Origin of the sequence: Deinococcus arcticus, assembly GCF_003028415.1 — a bacterium.
Classification (GTDB): domain Bacteria; phylum Deinococcota; class Deinococci; order Deinococcales; family Deinococcaceae; genus Deinococcus; species Deinococcus arcticus.
In genome coordinates this window covers 395078-415264 of the sequence record NZ_PYSV01000001.1, presented here as the reverse complement: position 1 = coordinate 415264, position 20187 = coordinate 395078, and the positions used below count along the sequence as shown (strand labels likewise).

Here is a 20187-nt window from a genome sequence, read left to right as displayed (position 1 = left end):
CGTGCAGGCGCATCTGGCCCTGGCGATGGGGTCAGTTTTTCGCCATACTGGCCCCATGAGCGACATGCAGACTGGAACCCCCGCCCTGAAGCAGGGCTTTGCCGAGATGTTCAAGGGCGGCGTGATCATGGACGTGGTGACCGCCGAGCAGGCCCGCATTGCCGAGGCCGCCGGCGCCACCGCCGTGATGGCCCTGGAGCGCGTGCCCGCCGACATCCGTGTGGACGGCGGTGTGGCCCGCATGAGCGACCCCAAGATGATCAAGGAGATCATCGCAGCCGTCAGCATTCCCGTGATGGCCAAGGTGCGTATCGGGCACCTCGTGGAAGCGCAGATTCTGCAGGCCCTGGGCGTGGACTTTATTGACGAGTCCGAGGTGCTGACCCCCGCCGACGACCAGTTTCACATCCTGAAAAGCGACTTCAAGGTGCCTTTCGTCTGCGGCGCCAAGAACCTGGGCGAGGCCCTGCGCCGCGTGGGCGAGGGTGCGAGCATGATCCGCACCAAGGGTGAGGCCGGTACCGGCAACGTCGTGGAAGCCGTGCGCCACGCCCGCACCGTGCTGGGCGAGATCCGCGCCGTCCAGGCCCGCCCCGCCGAGGAACTGATGACCGTGGCCCGTGACCTGCAGGCCCCCTACGAACTCGTGAAGTACGTGCACGCGCACGGCAAGCTGCCGGTCGTGAACTTCGCGGCGGGCGGCGTGGCCACTCCCGCCGACGCCGCCCTGATGATGGCCCTGGGCCTGGACGGCGTGTTTGTGGGCAGCGGCATCTTCAAGAGCGACAACCCCGAGCGCCGCGCGCAGGCCATCGTGAAGGCCGTGACCCACTACCAGAACCCCGAAGTGTTGGCCGAGATCAGCGAGGACCTGGGTGCGCCCATGACGGGCATCAACATTGACGACCTGATTCCTGCCGAACGCCTGGCCACCCGGGGCTGGTAAGCATGCTGGCCCCCCGCCCACGTGTGGGCGTGCTGGCCCTGCAGGGGGCCTTCCGCGAGCACCGCGCGCGCCTGGAAGCCCTGGGCGCCGAGGTGACCGAGGTGCGCCTGCCGGGCGATCTGGCGGGCCTGAGCGGCCTGGTGCTGCCCGGCGGCGAGAGCACCACCATGGCCCGCCTGATGGGCGAGTTCGGCCTGTGGGCCCCGCTGCGTGACTTTCACGCCGCCGGGGGCCACCTGTGGGGCACCTGCGCGGGCGCCATCCTGCTGGCCCGGGAGGTGCAGGGCGCGCCGCCGCAGTTCGGCCACCAGGACAGCCTCGCCCTGCTGAACGTGACGGTGCAGCGCAACGCCTTTGGCCGCCAGATCGATTCGTTCACCACCGACCTGCAGGTGCAGGGCCTGGACGCCCCCCTCCCCGCCGTTTTTATTCGCGCGCCGGCCTTTGCCCGGGTGGGGGAGGGCGTGACGGTGCTGGCCACACACCAGGGACAGGTGGTGGCCGCGCAGCAGGGCCGTGTGCTGGCCACGGCCTTTCACCCGGAACTGACCGGCGACCTGCGTCTGCACGAGCTGTTCCTGAACAGCCTGAGAAGGTTAGAGACAGCCTGACAGGGACGAAAGAAGGCGCCGCCCACAGGAGGGGCGGCGCCTTGGCGCTCAGGGAGACAAGACCGCACGCTTTTCCTGGGAGGTCCAATCAGACGAAAGGATCGTTGACCAGACAAGAATTTCACGTTCTGGCAAAATCGTGAAGATATTCACTTACTATTCTTATCTGGCTTCCAGTTCCTCAACCTTTGCTCAGAGCCGTTGCGCCGCACCTGCCCTATGCTGCAGCGATGGCGCACAGCGTATTCGAGCATCAGGGTGCGCGGCTTCATGTGGAGCACAGCGGCACAGGGGAGAGGCCGGTGGTGCTGATTCACGGGCTCAGTGGCTCGGGGCGCTGGTGGCGCTTCAACGTGCGGGGCCTCAAGGCACACCACCACGTCTATACCCTGGACCTCAGCGGCTATGGCCGCGCCCGGCGCCAGCGGGCCCTCGGCGTGCGCGAGGCCGCCGCGCTGGTGGCCGCGTGGCTGGAGCACGAGAACCTGCAGGACGTGGCCCTGGTGGGGCACTCCATGGGCGGCCACGTGAGCATGCACGTGGCCTCGCGCTGCCCCACGCGGGTGAGCCGACTGGTCCTGGTCTGCGCCAGCGGGCTGCTGCGGGCCAGCGCGGCGCGCACCGCCCTGCACCTGCCGCGCGCCGCGCTCATGGGCAACCGCCGCTTTCTGTCCACCATTCTGCTGGACGCCGCGCTGGCCGGTCCCTTGAATCTCTGGCGCAACGCTGTGAATCTGCTCAACGATTCGGTGCAGGACGCCCTGCCCGGCATCCGCGCCCGCACCCTGATCGTCTGGGGCGAACGCGACGTGCTGGTGCCGCTGGCCCTGGGCAAGCTGCTGCACGAGGCGCTGCCCGGCTCCCGCCTGGAGGTGATTCCGCGTGCCGGCCACATTGTGATGGTGGACGCCCCCCGCGCCTTTAACCGGGTGCTGCGCGCCTTCCTGGACGAACCGCTGGCGCCTCCCCCGTCCGGACCCGCGTGAAGGGCACCCGCGTCTTCTGCACCGTCGGCGGCCTGCGCACCCACGCACGGCGCCTGGGCCAGGGCCCGCCCCTGGTGCTGGTGCCTGGCCTGGGCTGCGCGGCCTGGATGTACCACCGTGTGGGCGAGGAACTGGCCCGCGAACGCACGGTCTACCTGTACGACCCCCCAGGCCACGGCCTCAGCGAGGGGCGCCCGGAATTTCCCGTGTGCATCGAGCACCTCACCGACCATCTGGCCGCGTGGCTGGACGCCATGAACCTGCGCGGGGCGCCGGTGTTCGGCCATTCGCTGGGCGGCGAGGTGATGTTTGACCTTGCCGCGCGCTACCCGGGGGCCACCTGCGCCCTGATTGCCTGCGCCCCCACCGGCATTCCCGAGAATCCCAGCGTGCGTGTGCAGTTTCTGCGCCTCTTGCTGGACCTGCCCCGCGAGCGTCTGGGGCTGCTGCTCCCCGGGCTGCGCGCCTACACCCGCTGCGGCCTCCGGCGCATGTACCGGCTGGCCCGCGACCAGGAAGCGCATATGACCGGCCCGCTGCTGGGCCGCGTGGAGGTGCCCACCCTGCTGCTGGACGGCCTGTCGGACCCGGTCGTGCGCTCCTGGACCATCTGGCAGATTCACGAGACCATTCCCCATACAGTCATCCGCCAGTTGCCCGGTGCCACCCACGCCATGACCGATACCTTTCCACGCACGGTGGCCCGCTTCACCCTGGATTTTCTGAACCACAGACGCCTATGAAACGAAAAATTCACGATCCAGAATAATCGTGATACTTTTCACTTAGCGTTAGAGAAAAGAATGGGCTCTCAAGCCCACCTTTTCCTTACACTTCTGCTACCTGTAGCCCCACCTCGGCCAGCTGCGCGCTTTCGACAGGGGAGGGGGCCAGCGCCAGCAGGTCCACGCCCCGGTTGTTCTTGGGAAAGGCAATGACTTCGCGGATGCTGGCCGCGCCGCTGAGCACCATCACGAGCCGGTCAAAGCCCCAGGCAATGCCGCCGTGGGGGGGCGTGCCGTATTCCAGGGCGTCCAGAAAGAAGCCGAACTTCTCGCGTGCCTGTTCAGGGCTCAGGCCGATGGCAGCGAACATCTGGGCCTGCACGGCCGGGTCGTGAATGCGCACGCTGCCGCCGCCGATCTCGAAGCCGTTGAGCACGAGGTCGTACGCCTGGGCACGGATCTCGCCCTGCCGCGCGGTGCCGAACAGGGGCAGGTCGTCCGGGTGCGGCGCGGTGAAGGGGTGGTGCATGTAGGTCCAGGTCCCCGAATCCTCGTCGAATTCCAGCTGCGGGAAGTCGGTCACCCAGCTCACGTGGAACCGTGGGCCATGTGCGGCGAGGTCGAACAGGTCGCGCAGCGCCAGCCGCACCGCCCCCAGCGCCGAAACGGCCTTTTTCCACTCGCCCGCCGCGAACAGCAGCGTGCCGCCCTGCTCTACGCCTGTGCGCTCGATCAGCGCCGCTGCCTGCGCGCCCACGAACTTGCTGATGCCGCCACTGAAGCCCTCGCCGTCGCGCTTGAGCCACGCCAGCCCCCGGGCGCCGTTCTGCTTGGCCACCCGCTCCAGCTCGTCAATCTGCTTGCGCGTCAGCTCCGGGGCCGCGACCACCTTCACCGTTTCGGCCTCGGCAAATGCCTTGAATTCGCCGCCCCGAAACAGGTCGGTCACCTCCACGAACTCCAGGCCGAAGCGCTGGTCCGGCTTGTCGGAGCCGAAGCGGTTCATGGCGTCGTGGTAGGACAGGCGCGGAAAGGGGAGAGGCAGCTCGGCGCCCACGGTTTCGCGCACCACATGGGCCAGCAGCTGTTCTTGCAGCGCCAGCACGTCGTCCTGCTCCACAAACGACATCTCCATGTCCAGCTGGGTGAAGTCCGGCTGGCGGTCGGCGCGCAGGTCCTCGTCGCGGAAGCAGCGCGCCAGCTGGTAATAGCGGTCAAAGCCCGCAATCATCAGCATCTGCTTGAACAGCTGCGGGCTCTGCGGCAGCGCGTAGAACTCGCCGGGATTCTGGCGGCTGGGCACCAGAAAGTCGCGCGCGCCCTCTGGCGTGGACTTGGTGAGCATGGGCGTTTCCACCTGCACGAAGCCCTGGGCGTCCAGAAAGGCCGTCACGGCGGCCACCGCCCTGGAGCGCAGCAGCAGGCCGCGCTGCATCTCGGGGCGCCGCAGGTCCAGATAGCGGTACTTCAGGCGAATATCCTCTGACACCTGATCGCCCTTATCCAGCTCAAAGGGCGGCGTCTTGGCCGGGTTCAGCACCCGCACCCGCGTGGCCAGCACCTCGTAATCGCCCAGTCCCCCCTTGCGCTGGCCCTCGGGGCGCAGTTGAAAATGTCCCTCCACCTCGGCCACGTACTCGGCGCGCAGGCGGTCGGCATCGGCAAAGGCGGGGGAATCCGGCTCCACCTGCACCTGCACGGTGCCGCTGCGGTCGCGCAGTTCGGCGAAAATCAGCCCGCCCAGGTCGCGGCGGCGGCTGACCCAGCCCTGCAGGGTGACGGTCTGCCCGGCGTGCGTGTCGTTGAGGTGGCCAATCATGGCGGTGCGTTTCATGCGTGCTCCTGCGGATTCTGGGTCAGCTGGCCCTGTAAGAAGGTGTGCAGGTCGCGGGTGTGCACGCTCGTCTGCGTGCCCGTGACCAGATTTTTGATGCTGAGGGTGTCCCCCTCGACTTCCTGCGAGCCGATGAGGGCCACGAGGTGCGCGCCCCGGCGCTCGGCGTCGCGGAAGGCGGTGCCCGGCTTCAGGGCGCGGTAGGCGAATTCCGCCCGGCCCACCCGGCGCGCCCCCAGGGCCACCGTGGCGGCGTAGCCCACGTTCTGCTCGTCCAGTGCGGCCACGTACAGCAGCGGCCCTTCGGGTGCCGGCAGTGCCCGGCCCTCGGCCTCCAGCGCCAGCAGCAGCCGCTCCACGCCAAACGCCCAGCCAATGCCAGGCACGGGTTCCTTGCTGCCCAGCTCCTGCGCCAGCCCGTCGTAGCGGCCCCCGCCGCCCAGCGCGGACTTGGCCCCCACGCCCTCGTGGTGCAGCTCCCAGGCCGTGCGCCGGTAGTAGTCCAGCCCCCGCACGATGCTGGGGTCGAGGTCATACGCCACGTCCCAGGTGTCCAGGTACCGCTGCACCGCCTCAAAGTGGGTTCTTGCTTCCTGACCCAGGAAGTCCAGCATGGGCCGCACGCCCAGCCGGGCCATCAGGGCCTGATCGTCCTCACTCTTGGAGTCCAGAATGCGCATGGGGTTGCGGTTCAGGCGGTCCCTGGAATCCTCGGACAGGGCGTCCAAGTGCGGCGTGAACACCCCGCGCAGATACTCGTTGTAGGCTTCGCGGTCCTCGGGGTCGCCAATGCTGCCCAGCTTCACGCGCACGCCCTGGAGGCCCAGCGCCTGCACCACCTGCACCATCAGGGCAATCGCCTCGGCGTCCACCAGGGCGTCGGCGCTGCCCAGCACCTCGTAGTCCACCTGATGAAACTGGCGCAGCCGCCCGCGCTGCTGGCGCTCGGCGCGGAACATGGGCCCGTGGGTCCAGAGTTTGAGCGGCGTGGGCAGCTGTTTCAGGCCATTCTGCAGGTATGCCCGGACCAGCCCCGCCGTGCCTTCCGGGCGCAGGATATACCCGCCGTGATCCCCGAAGTAATAGACGGTGAACATCTCCTTGCGCACGATGTCAGTGGAGCCGCCCACGCCGCGCTTCACCAGTTCGGCCTCTTCAAACAGCGGCGTGTCCATGCGCTGCGCACCGGCGCGTTCCAGCACGCCGCGCGCGGTCTGCACCAGCCAGGCGTGGGCCTGGGCCGAAACATCAAGCGTGAGTTTCGGACTGCCGGCAGGCAGGTGGTCTTCGGTGCCCTTGGGGCGTTTGATCGCCATAACAGAGCGGAGCATAGCGCGGGGCGCCGGGGCACATGGGCCAGGGCAGAGCCCGGCGCCCCCCTCAGGCCGGCGCCGGCTCCAGGTCGAACACCACCACCTCGGCCGGGCAGGCCCAGCGCAGCGGCACCCCGGTGACCCCCAGCCCCTGCGACACGAAGCCCAGCGCCTCGCCCGCCTGGGCCTGGGTGGGCTGGCCCTCGGCGGGTGACTGCACGATGCGCGTGCCGCGCACCCAGCCGCGCAGTACGTTCAGCAGCGTGGAACGCTGTTTCAGGGCCCCGAACAGCGGCAGCCGCACCTGCCCGCCGTGGGTGTGCCCGCTGAGGGTCAGGCCCACCCAGGCCGGCACCTGGGTGAGGTAATCGGGGTTGTGCGAGAGCAGCACCACCGCGCCGCCCGCCCTTCCCTGCAGCGCCGCGTCCAGGTCCTGGGTGCCGAACCACCAGTCGTCCACGCCCGCCACATACAGGTCGTCACGCAGCTGCACCCCGGCGTTGTTGATCAGGCGCACGCCAGAGAGCCGCAGGCGCTCGGCAAAGGTGGTGCGCGCGGCGTTGGTGTTCAGGCTGGTCCAGTCGTGATTGCCCCACACACCGTAGACCCCCAGCGGCGCGTGCAGCCGCGAGAGTTCGTCCAGCAGCTTGCGGTGGCGCCGGGTGCCCACCCCACTGTCCAGAAAATCGCCGGTAATCACGATCACGTCGGGCCGCGCCTCCAGCACCGCCGAGACCCAGCGCCGCACCGAGCGGTGGCCCACGAACAGGCCGTAATGCAGGTCACTCAGCTGCGCCACGCGCACGGGACGGGTCAGCCCCGGCAGCGCGACCCGTTGCTGGTTGATCACGAAACGGTACGAGTTGGACACCGAAGCGGCACTCAGGGCCAGCGAACTCCAGCCGGCGGCGCGCAGCACACGAAAGACACCCATGCCCCTGAGCTTATGCTGAGCGGCCTGCAAAAGACCGCCGGCGTGGCCAGCGGTCTTGCGAATGAAGGCTGTGGTGAGGGGGCCCTTACTGCCGGATGCTGAACGGCAGCCCCGTGGACTGCCGCCCCGCCACTTCCACGAACAGCCAGCTGCCGCCCACCGGGGCGTCGGCCGGCACCGTCAGCACGATTTCGCTGTCGCTCCAGGACCGCACAGCCGTGGCCGGGAAGAGGTAGCCGCCCTGGCCACGCTCGTCGGCGCCCAGGCGCACGCGGCCGGTGCTGGGGCCGCCCAGATAGCGGCCCTGAATGGTCACGGTGCCGCCGCGCGCCGCCGCTTCCGACACCTTGATGAGCATGGGGGTCACCGTCACCATGGCGGTTTGCTGCGCGGGCGCGCAGGCCACCAGGGGCGCGGTCAACACTAAAGAAGCAACCAAGAAACGCAGCATGCTTGAACCTCCGTGCCCGCAGTGTAATACAGGCGATGACCCTTTCTGTCGCTCCCCTCACGCCCCAGGGTCCGCTGCGCGCCAAACGCATTCTGGTGGTCTTTAACCCCAGAAGCGGCAGCGGCGACAGCCAGTTGCCCCTGTTTCTGTCCCTGCTGCGTGCCGAAGGCGCCGAGGTGACCGAGCGCGAGCTGAAGCCCGAGACCCCCATGCGCGAGTATGTGGGCGATCTGGAGCAGTTTGACGCCGTGGTCGCGGCCGGCGGCGACGGCACCGTGAGCAGCCTCGCCTACGCCGCGCGCCACACCGACCTGCCGCTGCTGGCCTTTCCGGCGGGCACCGCCAACCTGATCGCCCTGAACCTCGAACTGCCCCACGACGCCGCCGCGCTGGTGGACATCATGGCCCAGGGTCACACCCTGCGCCTGGACATGGGCGAGGTGGAGGTCAAGGGCGAGACCAGCGGGTTTTGCATGCTCGCCGGGGCCGGCGCCGACGCCAGCATGATCCGCGACAGCGAGGAGCTGAAAGCCCGCTACGGCGAACTGGCCTATGTGATCAGCGCCATGAAGCAGCTCAACCCCAAGAAGACCACCTTTCACCTGGAAATTGACGGCGTACCCCGCACCTTCGAGGGCATTGGCGTGATGGTCGCCAACTTTGGCATGGCCAACTACCGCCTGCCCATCACCAGCGACATCAGCCCCGCCGACGGCCGCTTCACCGTCATTCTGATGAAGGCGGGCAACATCCTGCGCCTGGTCCCCAACCTGATTGATTCGGTGCGCGCCAAGCTGAACCTGGGCGACCCGGTGTTCAGCGGCAACCTGGAGACCCTGGAGGCCCGCACCGTCAAGGTAGATGCCGACGAGCCCTTTCCCCTGCAGTACGACGGCGAGCTGCACGTGGAAACCACCCCCTTCGAGGCGCGCATTCTGCCCGGCGCGGTGCGCTTTCTGACCCCCGCCAAACGCACCGATCTGGAAACCTGAAAAGAACCAGTCTGATACGTGTTCCGAAAAATTCCGGAACATATTCCGGAATTTTTCCGACCGGAGGGAGCAGGAACAAAGACGGAGTTCCGGGAATTGGGCTGGAACAGCGCCGAAGGCGGGGAACATCCGGCTCTTTCCCGGATGTTATGGAAATGAACGGAATCCGTATGAGAGGGCAAAAAACAGGCAGGCTCACAGGAAGGCCAGGAAGGGGCCTCGGCGCGCGGCTGAGGGGTTAAGGTACTGCGGATGAACAGCGAGACCCGGACCTGCCGCGTCTGTCGGCGCCCCCTGTCCATAGAAAACTTTCCCAAAAACCGCCCTGATGGAAGTCGGCACTACCGTTGCCTTGACTGTCAGGCAGCGGCCTATCGTCAGCGCTACGGTCAAGATGATCGGCGCCGCGCCTTTCAGATTGCCTATAGCATGAACGGCAGTGTGCTCCGGCGCTTTCCTCACTTGCAGGCCGTGGAACCAGGCTGGCTGGCACAGTTGTTTTGGGCAACGCCGGCCTGTGCCTACTGTGGCCTTCCGAACGAGCAAAATGGTCTGGGCTTCCAGATTGATCATATTCAGCCCCTGAGCCGAGGTGGCCGCCATGAGCCGCAGAACCTGGTGCTGGCCTGCGCGCAGTGCAACCGCGCCAAATGGAACCTGACTCGTGCGGAGTTTGAGGAGTGGTTGGCGCGCGCGGCCCAACGCTTGACGCAGAAGCCTCCTCCACCTAATGTTCTATAATTTCACTTATGAAACATAAGAGGTATCGGTGAACAGTACGGCGCTGGTTCTGGCCTCACGCTGGGCCAGTGCAGCTAACCGCCGGCGTGAGGGCCTGCGCGCGGCACACACCCAGGACGCAGCGGCGCTCACCGACCTCCTCCACACCTATATGCGTCTCAAATCCAGTCGAGGCGGCCGCATCAGCGACCTGACGCTGGCGCATTATGCGGAGAGCGTGCGGCGTTTCCTGACGTTTACTGGACCACCTGAAGCACCCACGCAGGCGCTCAATCAGCTGTCTAACGAGGTGTTCGAGCTGTGGCTGCTGCACCTCCAGACTGAAGGGCTCTCTGCGGCCAGTGTGAAACGCCACCTGTACGGGGTACGCAATCTGATGAAGGCCCTGGTCTGGGCCAGGGTTCTGGACCACGATCCCAGCGCCGGGGTTCGGCCACCCGGGGACACGACCCCCGCCCACGCGCGCAAACGGGCTATCGAAACGGGCGCTTACGCAGCGCTGTTGCAGCTGCCCGACGCACTGCACCCAAGCTCTCCCACCCGGGCCACGCGGGACAGGCTGCTCCTGTTGCTGGGCGGCAGTGTGGGGTTGCGGGCAGCCGAAATTGTGGGGCTCAATCTGGGCGACGCCGATCTGACCACAGCGTCTTTGCATGTGCGCGGGAAAGGCGGCAAAGAGCGCCGGATTCCGCTGACCGCAGGTGTCAAAGCGGCCGTGCAGGCGTGGCTGCTTTGCAGGGTGTCAGTCGCGACCACCACGGCCCCTGACGCGCCGCTCCTGGTGTCCTTGACCCCCAGGAATCTGGGGGGACGCCTGACCACCAAAGGCGGGCGGGATATCGCGGCCAGCTATTACAAGGCGCTGGGATTGCCCACCGACATGTGGGGCCTTCACACCCTGCGCCGCACCGCTGGCACCCATCTCTACCGCGCCACCCGCGACCTTCACGTGGTGGCCGATGTCCTGGGCCACGCCTCGGTGAACACCTCGGCGATCTACGCCAAGATGGATACTGAAGTCCGCAGGGAAGCCATGGAGGCTATGGAGGCCCTACGCGAGAAGCCCAAGTCCTAAAGCCACCGCGCCCGCCGCTGCCAGCCATACAGCAGCATTAGAAGCGCCAGCGCCAGGGCCGGGCCGTCGCCCACACGCACAAACACCGTGGTCCCGCTCAGCAGCCTGGGGCGCACATCAAGCACCTGTACGCTGTCGCCTGTGTCCACCGTCTGCACCGGCTGGCCCAGATCGTTCACGCTGCCAGCCACACCCAGGTTCACGCTGCGCACCAGCCAGCGCCGGGTTTCGATGGCGCGTACCCGGCCCATCTGGAAATGCTGCTCCACACCCCAGCCCTTGTACCAGCCGTCGTTGCTGGGGTTGACCAGCAGCTGCGCGCCCTGACTGGCCAGCGTGCGCGCCACCCAGGGAAACACGCTGTCGTAGCAGACATAGGTGCCGTACTGAACCCCGTTCAGCGTGAGGGGCACCAGGGTCTGGGCGGGCTGAATATCACCCAGGCTCAGGCCCAGCACCCGCTCCAGCAGGCCATAGAGGGGCGAGAGCACGGCGTCGAAGGGCCGGGTTTCTCCAAACGGCACCGGGCGCGCCTTGGCGTTGGCGCTCTGAACCTGCCCCTGGGCGTTGAGGCTGGTGACCTGATTGAAGCGGCGCGCCGTGAGGCCCCCATTGGAGGTGGGAATAAATTCGGTGCCCCCAATGCCGCTGATGCCGGGCCCGGGAAAGTTCGGGACTGGCAGGCCGGGGGCGGGCGCTGGGCCCCCCGGCAGCTCAATGGCCCCCTCGCTCCAGACCACCACGCTGCCGGGGGGACGCTTCAGACTGGGCTCACGGAACAGCCCAAACAGGGTGTCCGCCGGCAGCGTGCCCGCTGCCCGGTCAAAGCCGTTGATGGTCACCCGCAGCACCCGCATGGGCTGCTCAGGACCCTCGCCGGGCACGCGGGTCAGGCCGTAGCCCAGGGCCCCGCCCCAGGCCAGGGCGGCCAGCAGTGCCGGACGCAGCCAGCCTCTTCCCCACCGCTCCAGCCACCCGTGGGCCAGGGCCGCCGCACTCAAGGCCACGAGCACGCTGCCCAGCAGCACCCCGCCCAGGTCCGCCACCTGAATCGCTGGCGTGGGCAGCAGCGTGTACCCCAGGGTCGGCCAGGGAAAGGCCAGAGGCCCCAGCATGCGCAGCCATTCCAGCAGCACCCAGCCGCCCGCCAGGGTCCAGACCCGCCCGGTGGCTGAAGGCGTCAGGCGGGTGGCGAGCAGGGCCATAGCCCCCAGGAAGGCGCCCTGGAGGGCAAACAGCAGCCCGGCCAGGGCACCCATGGGCACGAAGCCCCGGAACAGGTCCACCAGAAAGGCCCCCAGCCACCACAGATGCAGCCCCATGTACCCAAATCCCGCCCAGAACAGGCGCCCGGCCGCCTGCCGGGGGCTCTGAGCGCGGGCGGTGAACACCAGGATGGCGGCCAGAGGCAGGGCGCTCAGCACACTCCAGGGCAGCGGCAGACCGCAGGCGCCCAGGGCCAGGCCCAGCAGCAGGGCGGTGACGGGAACAGGCATGGAAGCCATGATAGAGCCGCGCCCGGGGCCCGCTTCCTGTGCCCCCAGCGGCGAAGGGCAGGGCAGTGACCGGGGCCCCCCGTGGGTGCGCACCCACAGAGGGCGGAATGTTCTAGGATAGGTGCACCTTGCGAGTGGCCTTTATCAGTGACATACACGGCAACATTCACGCCCTGACGGCGGTGAAACGCTTCCTGAGCGAGAACATTGTCAATCAGGTGATTGTGGTGGGCGACCTCGTGGGCTACGGCGCCAGCCCGGGGCCGGTCATTGACTTTGTGCGGCGTGAGGGCTGGATCACCGCTCTGGGCTCCAGCGACATGCGCGTGGCCATTGACCTGGGGGACCGCAACGACCGCAAGGGCGTGGCCGATCAGGTGCTGACCTGGACGAAAAAAATCCTGACCCCCGAGCAGCTGGACTTTCTGCGCCGTCTGCCGCCGGGCGGGCGCATCACGACGCCCATTGGCCGGGTGCGCTTCTTTCACGGCAGCCCGCACGCCCCGGACCAGCGCCTGGATCTGATGGCCCCCGAGCGCGAACTGGAAGCACTGGCTGATTCGCTGGGTGCGCGCGTGATCGTGGTGGGCGGCTCACATGTGCCGTTTGTGCGCGTGCTGGGCGACACCACTTTCGTGGACCCCGGCAGCGTGGGCCTGACGCTGAACCACGAACCCGGCGCCGACGTGGCGATTGTGGACTGCGTGGGCCGCAAGCCCAAGGTATCGCTCCACAAGGTGACCTATGACTTTGCCTCCAGCGCCTTTGACATCATGGCCTGGAACCTGCCCCCGGTGATTGCCGACGTGATTCGCACCGGGCGGATGGGGTAGGAAAGTTCAGGCGCGGCGGACCCACACACAGGTCCGCCGCGCTGTTCTGGGCTCAGGCCGGCACAGGGGCCAGCGCGTCCAGGAAGCGCTCGGCCAGACCGCGTTCGCCCAGCAGGTCTTCCAGGGCGCGCAGCAGGGTCAGGTACGGTGCAGGGCGGGCCGTCTCGCCCATCAGGCCCAGGCGCCAGATCTGGCCGGCGGTGGGGCCCAGGCCGCCCGTCACGCTGATGTGGCGCTCGCGCAGGCGGCCGCGCACACCCGCGTCGTCAAAGCCGGGGGGCAGCCGCAGGGCCAGCACGGTGGGCAGGCGGGCTTCGGGGCGGGCCACGTAGGGCGTAAACCCCAGGGGCGCCAGGGCCCGCTGCAGCGCGCCGCCAATCTGCGCGGCGCGGGCCTGCCGGGCGTGCAGCCCCTCGGCCAGGGCGGCGCGCAGGGCCGCGTGCAGGGCGTAATGCAGGTTCACCGGCACGGTGTGGTGGTAGCTCTGGCGGTCCCAGTAGTCGCGCAGGCCGTCAAAGTCGCAGTACCACAGCGGCGTGGGGGTCCGCCGCGCCGCAAAGCACTCGAACGCCCGCGCACTGATTGCCACCGGGGCCAGTCCGGGGGGGGCTGACAGGCATTTCTGGGCGCCGGTATAGGCGTAGTCCACCCCCCAGTCCTGCATGAAGAAGGGTTCCATGCCGGCCGTGGTCACCGCGTCCACCGTCAGCAGGGCGCCGCTGCCCCGCACCAGGGCCGCCAGGGCGGGCACCGGGTTCAGCACACCGGTGCTGGTTTCGCCGTGCACCACCGCCACCAGCCGCGCGCCGTCCAGCTGCGCGGCCACCGCCGCCGGTTCAATGGGCTCGCCGTGTGGGGCCTGCACCACGCGCACGCGGGCGCCGTAGCGGGTCGCCATCTCGGCCATGCGGGCGCCGAACGAACCGTTCACGCACACCAGCACCTCGTCGCCCGGTTCCACCAGATTGGCAAAGCCCGCCTCCATGCCCAGACTGCCGGTGCCGGCCAGCAGGGCGGTGAAAGTGTCGGGGGCCGCGCCGTACATGACGCGCAGATCAGCCTGAATCTCCCGGTTCAGGGCGAAGACTTCCGGGTCCATGTGGCCCAGCATGGGGCGGGTCAGGGCCGCGAGCGCGTCCGGGTGAATCGGGGTGGGGCCGGGCGTCAGGAGGGTGTGCTCGGGCAGGGAAACGGCCATGCGCCCCAGGGTAAGGGAGTGGGGGGAGTTTGGCAATAGGATTGCGTGAAGCTGTGGAATCCCTGAGCCCAGCAGGGCAAGATTGCTTATGATGAATCTTTCGGAGACTGGGATTGCTCGAATTTCAGAAAATGCCCCTTCGCTGGTGCGTCCTGGCCGGCAGGGCGGTCGGGGCACCTGGGGCGCGCAGCCTCTAGCATGGGGAGCATGAGTGAGCCCACCCTGCGTGCGGTGCTGTTTGACCGGGACGACACGATTGCCTACACCGACCCGGACGTGTACCGCGAGGCGGCCGCCTGGATTGCCCAGACCTTTGGCCTTGGGCCAGACGCGGCGCTGCACGCCCTGCGCGACCAGTGGCGCGCGCGCGCCCTGACGTGGTGGGACCTGCGCTCGCAGGCGCAGGAAGACGCCTTCTGGGCCGACTACGGCACCGAGCTGACCGGGCGCCTGGGCCTGCCGCCCGAGGCCGCTGCGCAGCTGATGGCCACCTATCCCTACGAGGTCTACATGAAGCCGGTGCCGCACGCCCGCGAGGTCCTGCTGGAACTGCGCGCCCGGGGCCTGAAGGTGGGCGTGCTGAGCAACACCCTGCCCAGCATTGACCGCACGCTGAGGGCGGTGGGCCTGGACGATCTGGTGGATGTGGCGGTGGCCACCTGCGTGGTGGGGGTGCACAAGCCCGATGCCGGCGCCTACCTGCACGCCGCCGGGGCCCTGGGGGTGGCGCCCGCCGAGGTGCTGTTTGTGGATGACAAGGCCGAGAACGTGGCCGCCGCCCAGGCCCTGGGAATGCAGGCGGTGCAGATTGACCTGCGCGGCGAGGTACGCGGCGCCATCCACGACCTGCGGGCGGTGCTGGACCGGGTGCCGGGGCCGCCCCGCGCGCGGTGAGGCCGCTGCGCATTGACGGGCACCTGGACCTGGCCATGAATGCCCTGGACGGGCGCGACCTGACGCTGGACCTGGCCGCGCTGCGTGCCGGCGACCCGGTGGCCGGGCAGACGGCGACCGTCACGCTGCCGGAGTTGCGGGCCTCGGGGGTGCGCGTGTGCCTGGGCACACTGTTTGCCCTGCCGCGCACGCCGGGCAGCCCGCAGGGGTACGTGGACCATGGGGGCGCGCGCGCGCAGGCTCTGGCCCAATTGGAGGTCTACCACCGCTGGGCCGACGCCGGGCTGGTGCGGCTGCTGACCAGCCGGGCCGAGGTGGCCGCCCATCTGGCCAACCCCGACGCGCCGCTGGGGGTGGTGCTGCTGATGGAAGGGGCCGACCCGGTGCAGGACGCGGATGATCTCCCCTTCTGGGTGGCGCGGGGCGTGCGCCTCATCGGGCCGGCCTGGGGGCGCACGCGCTACGCCGGGGGCACGGGCGCGCCGGGCCCGCTGACCCCCGCCGGGCGGGAACTGGTGAGCGCCATGCGCGAGTTGGGGTTGACGCTGGACGCCTCGCACCTGGACGACGCGGCCTTCTGGGACGCGGCGGAACTGGGGGTCTCCATGATCGCCTCGCACGCCAATGCCCGCGCGCTGGTGCCGGGCAACCGCCACCTGAGTGACGAGATGGCGCGCGCGGTGGCGCAGGCGGGCGGCGTGATCGGGCTGGTGTTCCTGAACCGCTTTATTCGCCCGCTGCCCGAAGGCCGCCTGGACCGGGTGCCGCTGAGCGAACTGGCCGACCATGCCCGCCATTACGCCGGGCTGGTGGGCTGGCATCATGTGGCCCTGGGCAGCGATCTGGATGGGGGCTTTGGAGCGGAAAAGGCGCCGGCCGGCGTTACGCGCCACCGCGACATCTGGGGGCTGCTGGACGACTTGCCCCCCACAGCGCGCGCCGGCGTGGCCGGCGGCAACTGGGCGCGCTGGCTGACCACGCGGCTCTGAGGGCCTGTGGCGGCTCCGTTCGGCGTAGGCTGGGGCGCGTGACGGACTTTGTTCTGGACCCCCGCATTCACGCCTTCGACGAGGCGGCCCGCGTGGCCGACAGCGCCCTGCGCGGCCAGCTGCCCGGCGAGGGCTGGCGCTACCTGGGCACCCGGCCGCAGTGGGCGGGCCCCGGGCGACTGAGCCTGCTCGGTGACCCCGAAGGCCGCGCCGAGCAGGTGACCGAGGCGCTGCCCGGCGAGCCCCTGGCCCTGCTGTGGGAAAACCGCGAGGGCTGGGCGCGGGTGCGCACTGCACACGACAGCTACCTGGGCTGGGTGCGCGCGGGCGACCTGCAGCCCCAGCCGCCCGGGGCGGAGCGGCTGCCGGTCACGGCCCTGCGCGCCCACGCCTACGCGGAGCCGGGCATCCGGCACGCGCTGGTGGGCGAACTGGCGCTGGGGGCCCAGGTGGGCACGCGGGCCGGTGAGGTGGTCGAGGAGAACGGGCGCCGCTGGGTGCCCGTCACCCTGGCCGGCGGCGCCGACGCCTGGGTGCAGGCGGCCGCCTTCGCCCCGGTGCCGGGGGATGTGGCGGACCTCGCCCTGCGCTTTCTGGACGCGCCGTATGTGTGGGGCGGGCGCAGCGCCTGGGGCCTGGACTGCTCGGGGCTCACGCAGGTGGTGTATGCGGCGCACGGGCGGGCCCTGCCGCGCGACGCTGATCAGCAGCAGGCGGCGCTGCAGGCCGTCGACACGGCGCAGCGCGGCGACCTCGCCTTCTTTCCCGGGCACGTGGGCCTGATGCTGGACGACCGGCGCATGGTGCACGCCAACGCCACGCACATGCGGGTGACGGTGGAGACGCTGGGCGAGGGCGAGTACGGCACGCGCCTGCAACAGAGCCTGGAGGGCTTTGGGCGGTGGGCGCCTTGAGCCTGAGCTGGGAGACGCTGGAGCTGCACACCGCGCAGCCCTTTGGCATTGCCCGCTGGACCCACAGCGTGTATCCGCGCACCTTCGTGACCTTCACGCAGGACGGCGTGCGGGGGCAGGGCGAGGCGGCCCCGAATGCCTTTTACGGCGAGACGCGCGCCACGGTGGAGGGCGTGCTGCCCCTGCTCTCGGGGGCGCTGGAGGACCCCTGGGACTGGGACGGCCTGGGCGCACGCCTCGCGGCCCGGATGCCGCAGGGGCACCCCAGCGCCCGGTGCGCCCTGGAGATGGCGGCGGTGGATTGGTGCGCGCGGGCCGTGGGCCGCCCGGCGTGGCAACTGCTGGGCTTGAGTCCGCTGCCGTTGCCAGAAAGCAGCTACACCGTCAGCATTGCCGCGCTGGACGACATGCGCCGGCAGGCCCGCGAGGCAGCGGCGCGTGGGCACAGGGCCCTGAAGGTAAAGCTGGGCACCGACCACGACGAGGCGATTGTGGAGGCCCTGCGGGGGGAAGCGCCCGGGGTGGCCCTGCGGGTGGACGCCAACGCCGCCTGGACGCGCCCGCAGGCCCGGCGCATGCTGGACGTGCTCGCGGCGGCGCGCGCCGAACTGGTGGAGCAGCCCCTGGCGGCGGGCGACCTGGAGGGGCACGCGGCCCTGCGCGGGGTCTCGGCGGTGCCCATCGTGGCGGATGAAAGCCTGCACCATGTGGGGGATGTGCTGGCCCTGGCGCGGGCCTTTGACGGCGTGAACCTGAAACTGGCCAAGCTGGGCGGGCCGCTGCAGGCCCTGCGCGCCCTGCGGCTGGCGCGGGCGGCGGGCCTGCAGGTGATGATGGGCTGCATGATTGAAAGCAGCCTGGGCATCGCGGCGGCGGCGGCCCTGGCGGGCGCGTGCGACTGGGCCGATCTGGACGGCGCCCTGCTGCTGGCCGACGATCCGTATGCAGGGCTGGAGTGGACGGCCGGGCAGCTGGCGCGCCCGGTGGGCCCCGGCTGGGGCGTGGAGCGGCGGTGAACGAGCGTGGACTGCTGGCGGCGCTGAGGACGCGGGTGGCTGAGCGGCCCACCGATGAGGGTGACGCTTGCCTGGAGTGGCTGGGCCAAGACCGGGGCGCTGACCCAGGAGGGCTGGCCGGCGTCGTGGCTGCTGCTGGCGTACTGGGGCTGCGACGTGCACTCGGTGCTGGACCTGGACACCGGGCGGGTGGGGCTGTGCGATCTGGACGCCGTGGAGGATTTCGAGGCACCTGGAGAGGCCCTCCTGTGGCAGACGCCGGACCTTTCAACGTGGCTGCGGGCCTGGGCGCAGGGCGAGTCGCTGTTCTTCGACATGGCGGGTGAAGGGTGAGCCCCCGCGTTGCCCTGCTGGGCTGCGGCAACCGGGGGGCCGACGTCTACGGCCGACTCCTTCAGGCAGGCGGCGCCGTGATCACCCATCTGGTCGAGCCGCGCGCCGCCCGCCTGGCCGAGGTGGCCGCGCGGCATGGCGTACCCCCGGCGGCGCAGTTCGCCCACTGGGACGCCTTCTTTGCCCTGGGCCGGGTGGCCGACGCGGTGGTGATCGCCACCCCCGACGACGCGCATGTGGCGCCCTGTCTGCAGGCACTGGCCCTGGGCTACGACGTGCTGCTGGAAAAGCCGGTCTGCCTGCACGAACACGAATTGGAGCTGCTGCTCCGTGCCGAGGCGGCCTCGACGGGGCGGGTCACGGTGTGCCATGTGCTGCGGGCCACGCCGTTTTTTCAGGCGGTGCAGGGGGTGCTGGACGGGGGGGCCCTGGGGCGGCTGGTGGGCATTCAGCATGCCGAGAACGTGGCGCACTGGCATTACGCCCATTCCTATGTGCGGGGCAACTGGCGCGCGTCGCCGCCCGCCGCACCCTTCCTGCTGGCCAAGAGCAGCCATGACCTGGACCTGCTGCGCGCCTTTGCCGGGGCGCCGCCACTGCGGGTGAGCAGTGAGGGTGGGCTGCACCACTTCCGCCCCGGGGAAGCGCCGCCGGGGGCCGCCGCGCGCTGCGTGGTGTGCCCGGTGGTGGGCTGCCCGTCGGACGCGCGGACCATCTACCGGGGCCGCGATCCGCACGCCTGGCCGGTGACGGTGCTCACGGCTGGCGGGCAGACGCTGGAGGAAGCGCTGGCGCAGGGGCCCTACGGCGAATGCGTGTACCTGGGCCACAACACCCAGCCGGACCACCAAGCCGTGACCGTGCTGTTTGGGGGCGGCGTGACCGCGCAGCTCACGGTGAGCGCGTTTACCCACAACAACACGCGCACCCTGAAGCTGCTGGGCACCCACGGCGAACTGCGCGGCCAGATGGAACGCGGCGAGCTGGAACTTCACGACTTTCGCAGCGGTGCGCTCACCCGCTGGGTGGTGGACACGGCCGGCACCCACGGCGGCGGCGATCTGGGGCTGGTGGCGACGTGGCTGGCCTTTTTGCGTGGGGCCGCCTCTCCCCCGACGCCACTGGCGCAGTCTGTGGACGCCCACCGCCTCGCCTTTGCTGCCGAGCGGGCGCGGTTGGAGGGCCGGGTGGTGGAACTTTCGACTGGAGTGTGAGGTAAATGTTGGGGGAATCTATTCGTAAGTGAAAAGTATCACGATTGTATCAGATCGTGAATTTTTCGTTTCATTAGTGCTTCCCGAGCGTCCACCCATTGGCACTTCTGTTCAGGATCACAAATTCGGTGTTGCCCAGCACCAGCTCACCGCTCCGCCAGACCTGCTCAATGTCCCGGCCCAGCAGGGCGGCCAGACCGATACGCAGGATGCCGCCATGTGAAACCAGGGCGGCGGGCTGACTGGTGGGCAGTTCCTCCAGAGCCTGCACGAAGCGCGCGGCGATCTGCTCGAAGCTCTCCCCGCCCCGGAAGCCCAGGCCGCCGCCAGGCAGGCGCAGGTCCCCGGGGGCCGTTTTCAGGTCGCGGTAGGGGCGGCCGGCCCAGTCGCCGCAGTCCACCTCCTGAACATCGGGCACCACCTGCACGGTCAGCCCCAGGGCGCGGGCCAGGGGCTCGGCCGTCTGCTGGGCGCGGCGATAGGTGCTGGCGTACACCGCCTGTGGGCGGGGATCAGCGGCGGCCAGCTGCGCGGCCAGGGCCTGCGCCTGGGCGTGGCCTTGCTCGCTGAGTTCATCGCCCGCGCTGGTGGCGCCGCGCAGGATGCCGGCCACGTTGCCGGCCGTCTGACCATGTCGAATAAGCCACAGCTTCATGGCAGGCAGCATAGCGGGGGCTGCCAGCGCACCTTCG

General features: G+C 69.5%; 21 protein-coding genes. 14 read left to right on the top strand and 7 right to left on the bottom strand.

Annotated elements, in window-relative coordinates; genetic code table 11:
- Positions 1-55 precede the first annotated feature (55 nt).
- The 4 genes from pdxS (at position 56) to C8263_RS01915 (ending at position 3286) form a co-directional block, all read left to right on the top strand.
- Entirely contained in the window at positions 56-946 is an 891-nt protein-coding gene (pdxS, locus tag C8263_RS01930; RefSeq protein ID WP_199188264.1) for a pyridoxal 5'-phosphate synthase lyase subunit PdxS, read from the top strand.
- Between the two features lie 2 nt (positions 947-948).
- Positions 949-1557, top strand: a complete 609-nt coding sequence (pdxT, locus tag C8263_RS01925; protein ID WP_107136386.1) for a pyridoxal 5'-phosphate synthase glutaminase subunit PdxT — start codon at positions 949-951, stop codon at positions 1555-1557.
- Positions 1558-1787: 230 nt separating this feature from the next.
- Positions 1788-2543, top strand: coding sequence for an alpha/beta fold hydrolase (locus C8263_RS01920; RefSeq protein ID WP_107136385.1), 756 nt, complete (start codon positions 1788-1790; stop codon positions 2541-2543).
- Positions 2540-3286, top strand: a complete 747-nt coding sequence (locus tag C8263_RS01915; protein WP_107136384.1) for an alpha/beta fold hydrolase — start codon at positions 2540-2542, stop codon at positions 3284-3286. The genes C8263_RS01920 and C8263_RS01915 overlap by 4 nt, the downstream gene beginning before the upstream one ends.
- Positions 3287-3371: 85 nt before the next feature.
- Here the strand turns inward: C8263_RS01915 and aspS are convergent, their stop codons facing one another.
- The 4 genes from aspS to C8263_RS01895 form a co-directional block, all read right to left on the bottom strand.
- Complete coding sequence (gene aspS, locus C8263_RS01910) at positions 3372-5102, bottom strand: aspartate--tRNA ligase (RefSeq protein ID WP_107136383.1); 1731 nt, start codon at positions 5100-5102, stop codon at positions 3372-3374.
- Complete coding sequence (gene hisS, locus C8263_RS01905; RefSeq protein WP_107136382.1) at positions 5099-6418, bottom strand: histidine--tRNA ligase; 1320 nt, start codon at positions 6416-6418, stop codon at positions 5099-5101. Before hisS ends, aspS begins: the two co-directional genes overlap by 4 nt.
- Before the next feature lie 64 nt (positions 6419-6482).
- Positions 6483-7349, bottom strand: coding sequence for a metallophosphoesterase (locus C8263_RS01900; protein WP_107136381.1), 867 nt, complete (start codon positions 7347-7349; stop codon positions 6483-6485).
- A gap of 85 nt (positions 7350-7434) precedes the next feature.
- On the bottom strand, positions 7435-7800 hold the full coding sequence (locus C8263_RS01895; RefSeq protein ID WP_107136380.1) for an IPT/TIG domain-containing protein: 366 nt from the start codon (positions 7798-7800) through the stop codon (positions 7435-7437).
- Positions 7801-7835: 35 nt separating this feature from the next.
- On the opposite strand from C8263_RS01895, the gene C8263_RS01890 reads away from it, so the two are divergent.
- The 3 genes from C8263_RS01890 (at position 7836) to C8263_RS01880 (ending at position 10608) form a co-directional block, all read left to right on the top strand.
- Positions 7836-8792 (top strand): diacylglycerol/lipid kinase family protein, encoded by a 957-nt coding sequence (locus C8263_RS01890; protein WP_107136379.1) that lies wholly within the window; start codon positions 7836-7838, stop codon positions 8790-8792.
- Positions 8793-9044: 252 nt separating this feature from the next.
- Entirely contained in the window at positions 9045-9533 is a 489-nt protein-coding gene (locus C8263_RS01885; RefSeq protein ID WP_107136378.1) for an HNH endonuclease, read from the top strand.
- A gap of 28 nt (positions 9534-9561) precedes the next feature.
- Positions 9562-10608 carry a tyrosine-type recombinase/integrase gene (locus C8263_RS01880; RefSeq protein WP_107136377.1) on the top strand — a complete coding sequence of 349 codons (1047 nt, stop codon included), beginning with the start codon at positions 9562-9564 and terminating at the stop codon, positions 10606-10608.
- On the opposite strand, the gene lnt is transcribed toward C8263_RS01880, so the two are convergent.
- Positions 10605-12104, bottom strand: coding sequence for an apolipoprotein N-acyltransferase (gene lnt / locus C8263_RS01875; protein ID WP_233218576.1), 1500 nt, complete (start codon positions 12102-12104; stop codon positions 10605-10607). The two genes, C8263_RS01880 and lnt, sit on opposite strands and share 4 nt — an antisense overlap.
- Positions 12105-12232: 128 nt before the next feature.
- Here lnt and C8263_RS01870 point away from each other — a divergent pair, with 128 nt between their 5' ends.
- Positions 12233-12937, top strand: coding sequence for a metallophosphoesterase family protein (locus tag C8263_RS01870; RefSeq protein ID WP_107136375.1), 705 nt, complete (start codon positions 12233-12235; stop codon positions 12935-12937).
- Positions 12938-12989: 52 nt separating this feature from the next.
- Here C8263_RS01870 and C8263_RS01865 read toward each other — a convergent pair whose 3' ends face one another.
- Positions 12990-14135 carry an aminotransferase class V-fold PLP-dependent enzyme gene (locus tag C8263_RS01865; protein ID WP_107136374.1) on the bottom strand — a complete coding sequence of 382 codons (1146 nt, stop codon included), beginning with the start codon at positions 14133-14135 and terminating at the stop codon, positions 12990-12992.
- Between the two features lie 207 nt (positions 14136-14342).
- Between C8263_RS01865 and C8263_RS01860 the strand changes: the two genes are divergently transcribed.
- The 6 genes from C8263_RS01860 to C8263_RS01835 are packed head-to-tail and all read left to right on the top strand — an operon-like array spanning position 14343 to position 19495.
- Positions 14343-15029: an HAD family hydrolase gene (locus C8263_RS01860; RefSeq protein ID WP_233218575.1), complete on the top strand. Its 687-nt coding sequence runs from the start codon at positions 14343-14345 to the stop codon at positions 15027-15029.
- 35 nt (positions 15030-15064) lie between these two features.
- Positions 15065-16018 carry a dipeptidase gene (locus C8263_RS01855; protein ID WP_233218589.1) on the top strand — a complete coding sequence of 318 codons (954 nt, stop codon included), beginning with the start codon at positions 15065-15067 and terminating at the stop codon, positions 16016-16018.
- Between the two features lie 38 nt (positions 16019-16056).
- Positions 16057-16932, top strand: coding sequence for a C40 family peptidase (locus C8263_RS01850; RefSeq protein WP_233218574.1), 876 nt, complete (start codon positions 16057-16059; stop codon positions 16930-16932).
- Positions 16929-17948 carry an enolase C-terminal domain-like protein gene (locus C8263_RS01845; protein ID WP_408608022.1) on the top strand — a complete coding sequence of 340 codons (1020 nt, stop codon included), beginning with the start codon at positions 16929-16931 and terminating at the stop codon, positions 17946-17948. The genes C8263_RS01850 and C8263_RS01845 overlap by 4 nt, the downstream gene beginning before the upstream one ends.
- Before the next feature lie 60 nt (positions 17949-18008).
- On the top strand, positions 18009-18281 hold the full coding sequence (locus C8263_RS01840; RefSeq protein ID WP_146160549.1) for a hypothetical protein: 273 nt from the start codon (positions 18009-18011) through the stop codon (positions 18279-18281).
- Positions 18278-19495 (top strand): Gfo/Idh/MocA family protein, encoded by a 1218-nt coding sequence (locus C8263_RS01835; protein WP_107136370.1) that lies wholly within the window; start codon positions 18278-18280, stop codon positions 19493-19495. The genes C8263_RS01840 and C8263_RS01835 overlap by 4 nt, the downstream gene beginning before the upstream one ends.
- A 73-nt stretch (positions 19496-19568) precedes the next feature.
- On the opposite strand, the gene C8263_RS01830 is transcribed toward C8263_RS01835, so the two are convergent.
- Positions 19569-20150: a histidine phosphatase family protein gene (locus tag C8263_RS01830; RefSeq protein ID WP_158263723.1), complete on the bottom strand. Its 582-nt coding sequence runs from the start codon at positions 20148-20150 to the stop codon at positions 19569-19571.
- Positions 20151-20187 lie beyond the last annotated feature (37 nt).

What these genes read in the sequence shown, in the direction of transcription:
- pdxS (WP_199188264.1), top strand. Translation starts at nt 56, where the DNA reads ATGAGCGACATGCAGACTGGAACCCCCGCCCTGAAGCAGGGCTTTGCC.
- pdxT (WP_107136386.1), top strand. Translation starts at nt 949, where the DNA reads ATGCTGGCCCCCCGCCCACGTGTGGGCGTGCTGGCCCTGCAGGGGGCC.
- C8263_RS01920 (WP_107136385.1), top strand. Translation starts at nt 1,788, where the DNA reads ATGGCGCACAGCGTATTCGAGCATCAGGGTGCGCGGCTTCATGTGGAG.
- aspS (WP_107136383.1), bottom strand. Translation starts at nt 5,102, where the DNA reads ATGAAACGCACCGCCATGATTGGCCACCTCAACGACACGCACGCCGGG.
- hisS (WP_107136382.1), bottom strand. Translation starts at nt 6,418, where the DNA reads ATGGCGATCAAACGCCCCAAGGGCACCGAAGACCACCTGCCTGCCGGC.
- C8263_RS01900 (WP_107136381.1), bottom strand. Translation starts at nt 7,349, where the DNA reads ATGGGTGTCTTTCGTGTGCTGCGCGCCGCCGGCTGGAGTTCGCTGGCC.
- C8263_RS01895 (WP_107136380.1), bottom strand. Translation starts at nt 7,800, where the DNA reads ATGCTGCGTTTCTTGGTTGCTTCTTTAGTGTTGACCGCGCCCCTGGTG.
- C8263_RS01890 (WP_107136379.1), top strand. Translation starts at nt 7,836, where the DNA reads ATGACCCTTTCTGTCGCTCCCCTCACGCCCCAGGGTCCGCTGCGCGCC.
- C8263_RS01885 (WP_107136378.1), top strand. Translation starts at nt 9,045, where the DNA reads ATGAACAGCGAGACCCGGACCTGCCGCGTCTGTCGGCGCCCCCTGTCC.
- lnt (WP_233218576.1), bottom strand. Translation starts at nt 12,104, where the DNA reads ATGCCTGTTCCCGTCACCGCCCTGCTGCTGGGCCTGGCCCTGGGCGCC.
- C8263_RS01865 (WP_107136374.1), bottom strand. Translation starts at nt 14,135, where the DNA reads ATGGCCGTTTCCCTGCCCGAGCACACCCTCCTGACGCCCGGCCCCACC.
- C8263_RS01860 (WP_233218575.1), top strand. Translation starts at nt 14,343, where the DNA reads ATGAGTGAGCCCACCCTGCGTGCGGTGCTGTTTGACCGGGACGACACG.
- C8263_RS01855 (WP_233218589.1), top strand. Translation starts at nt 15,065, where the DNA reads ATGAATGCCCTGGACGGGCGCGACCTGACGCTGGACCTGGCCGCGCTG.
- C8263_RS01830 (WP_158263723.1), bottom strand. Translation starts at nt 20,150, where the DNA reads ATGAAGCTGTGGCTTATTCGACATGGTCAGACGGCCGGCAACGTGGCC.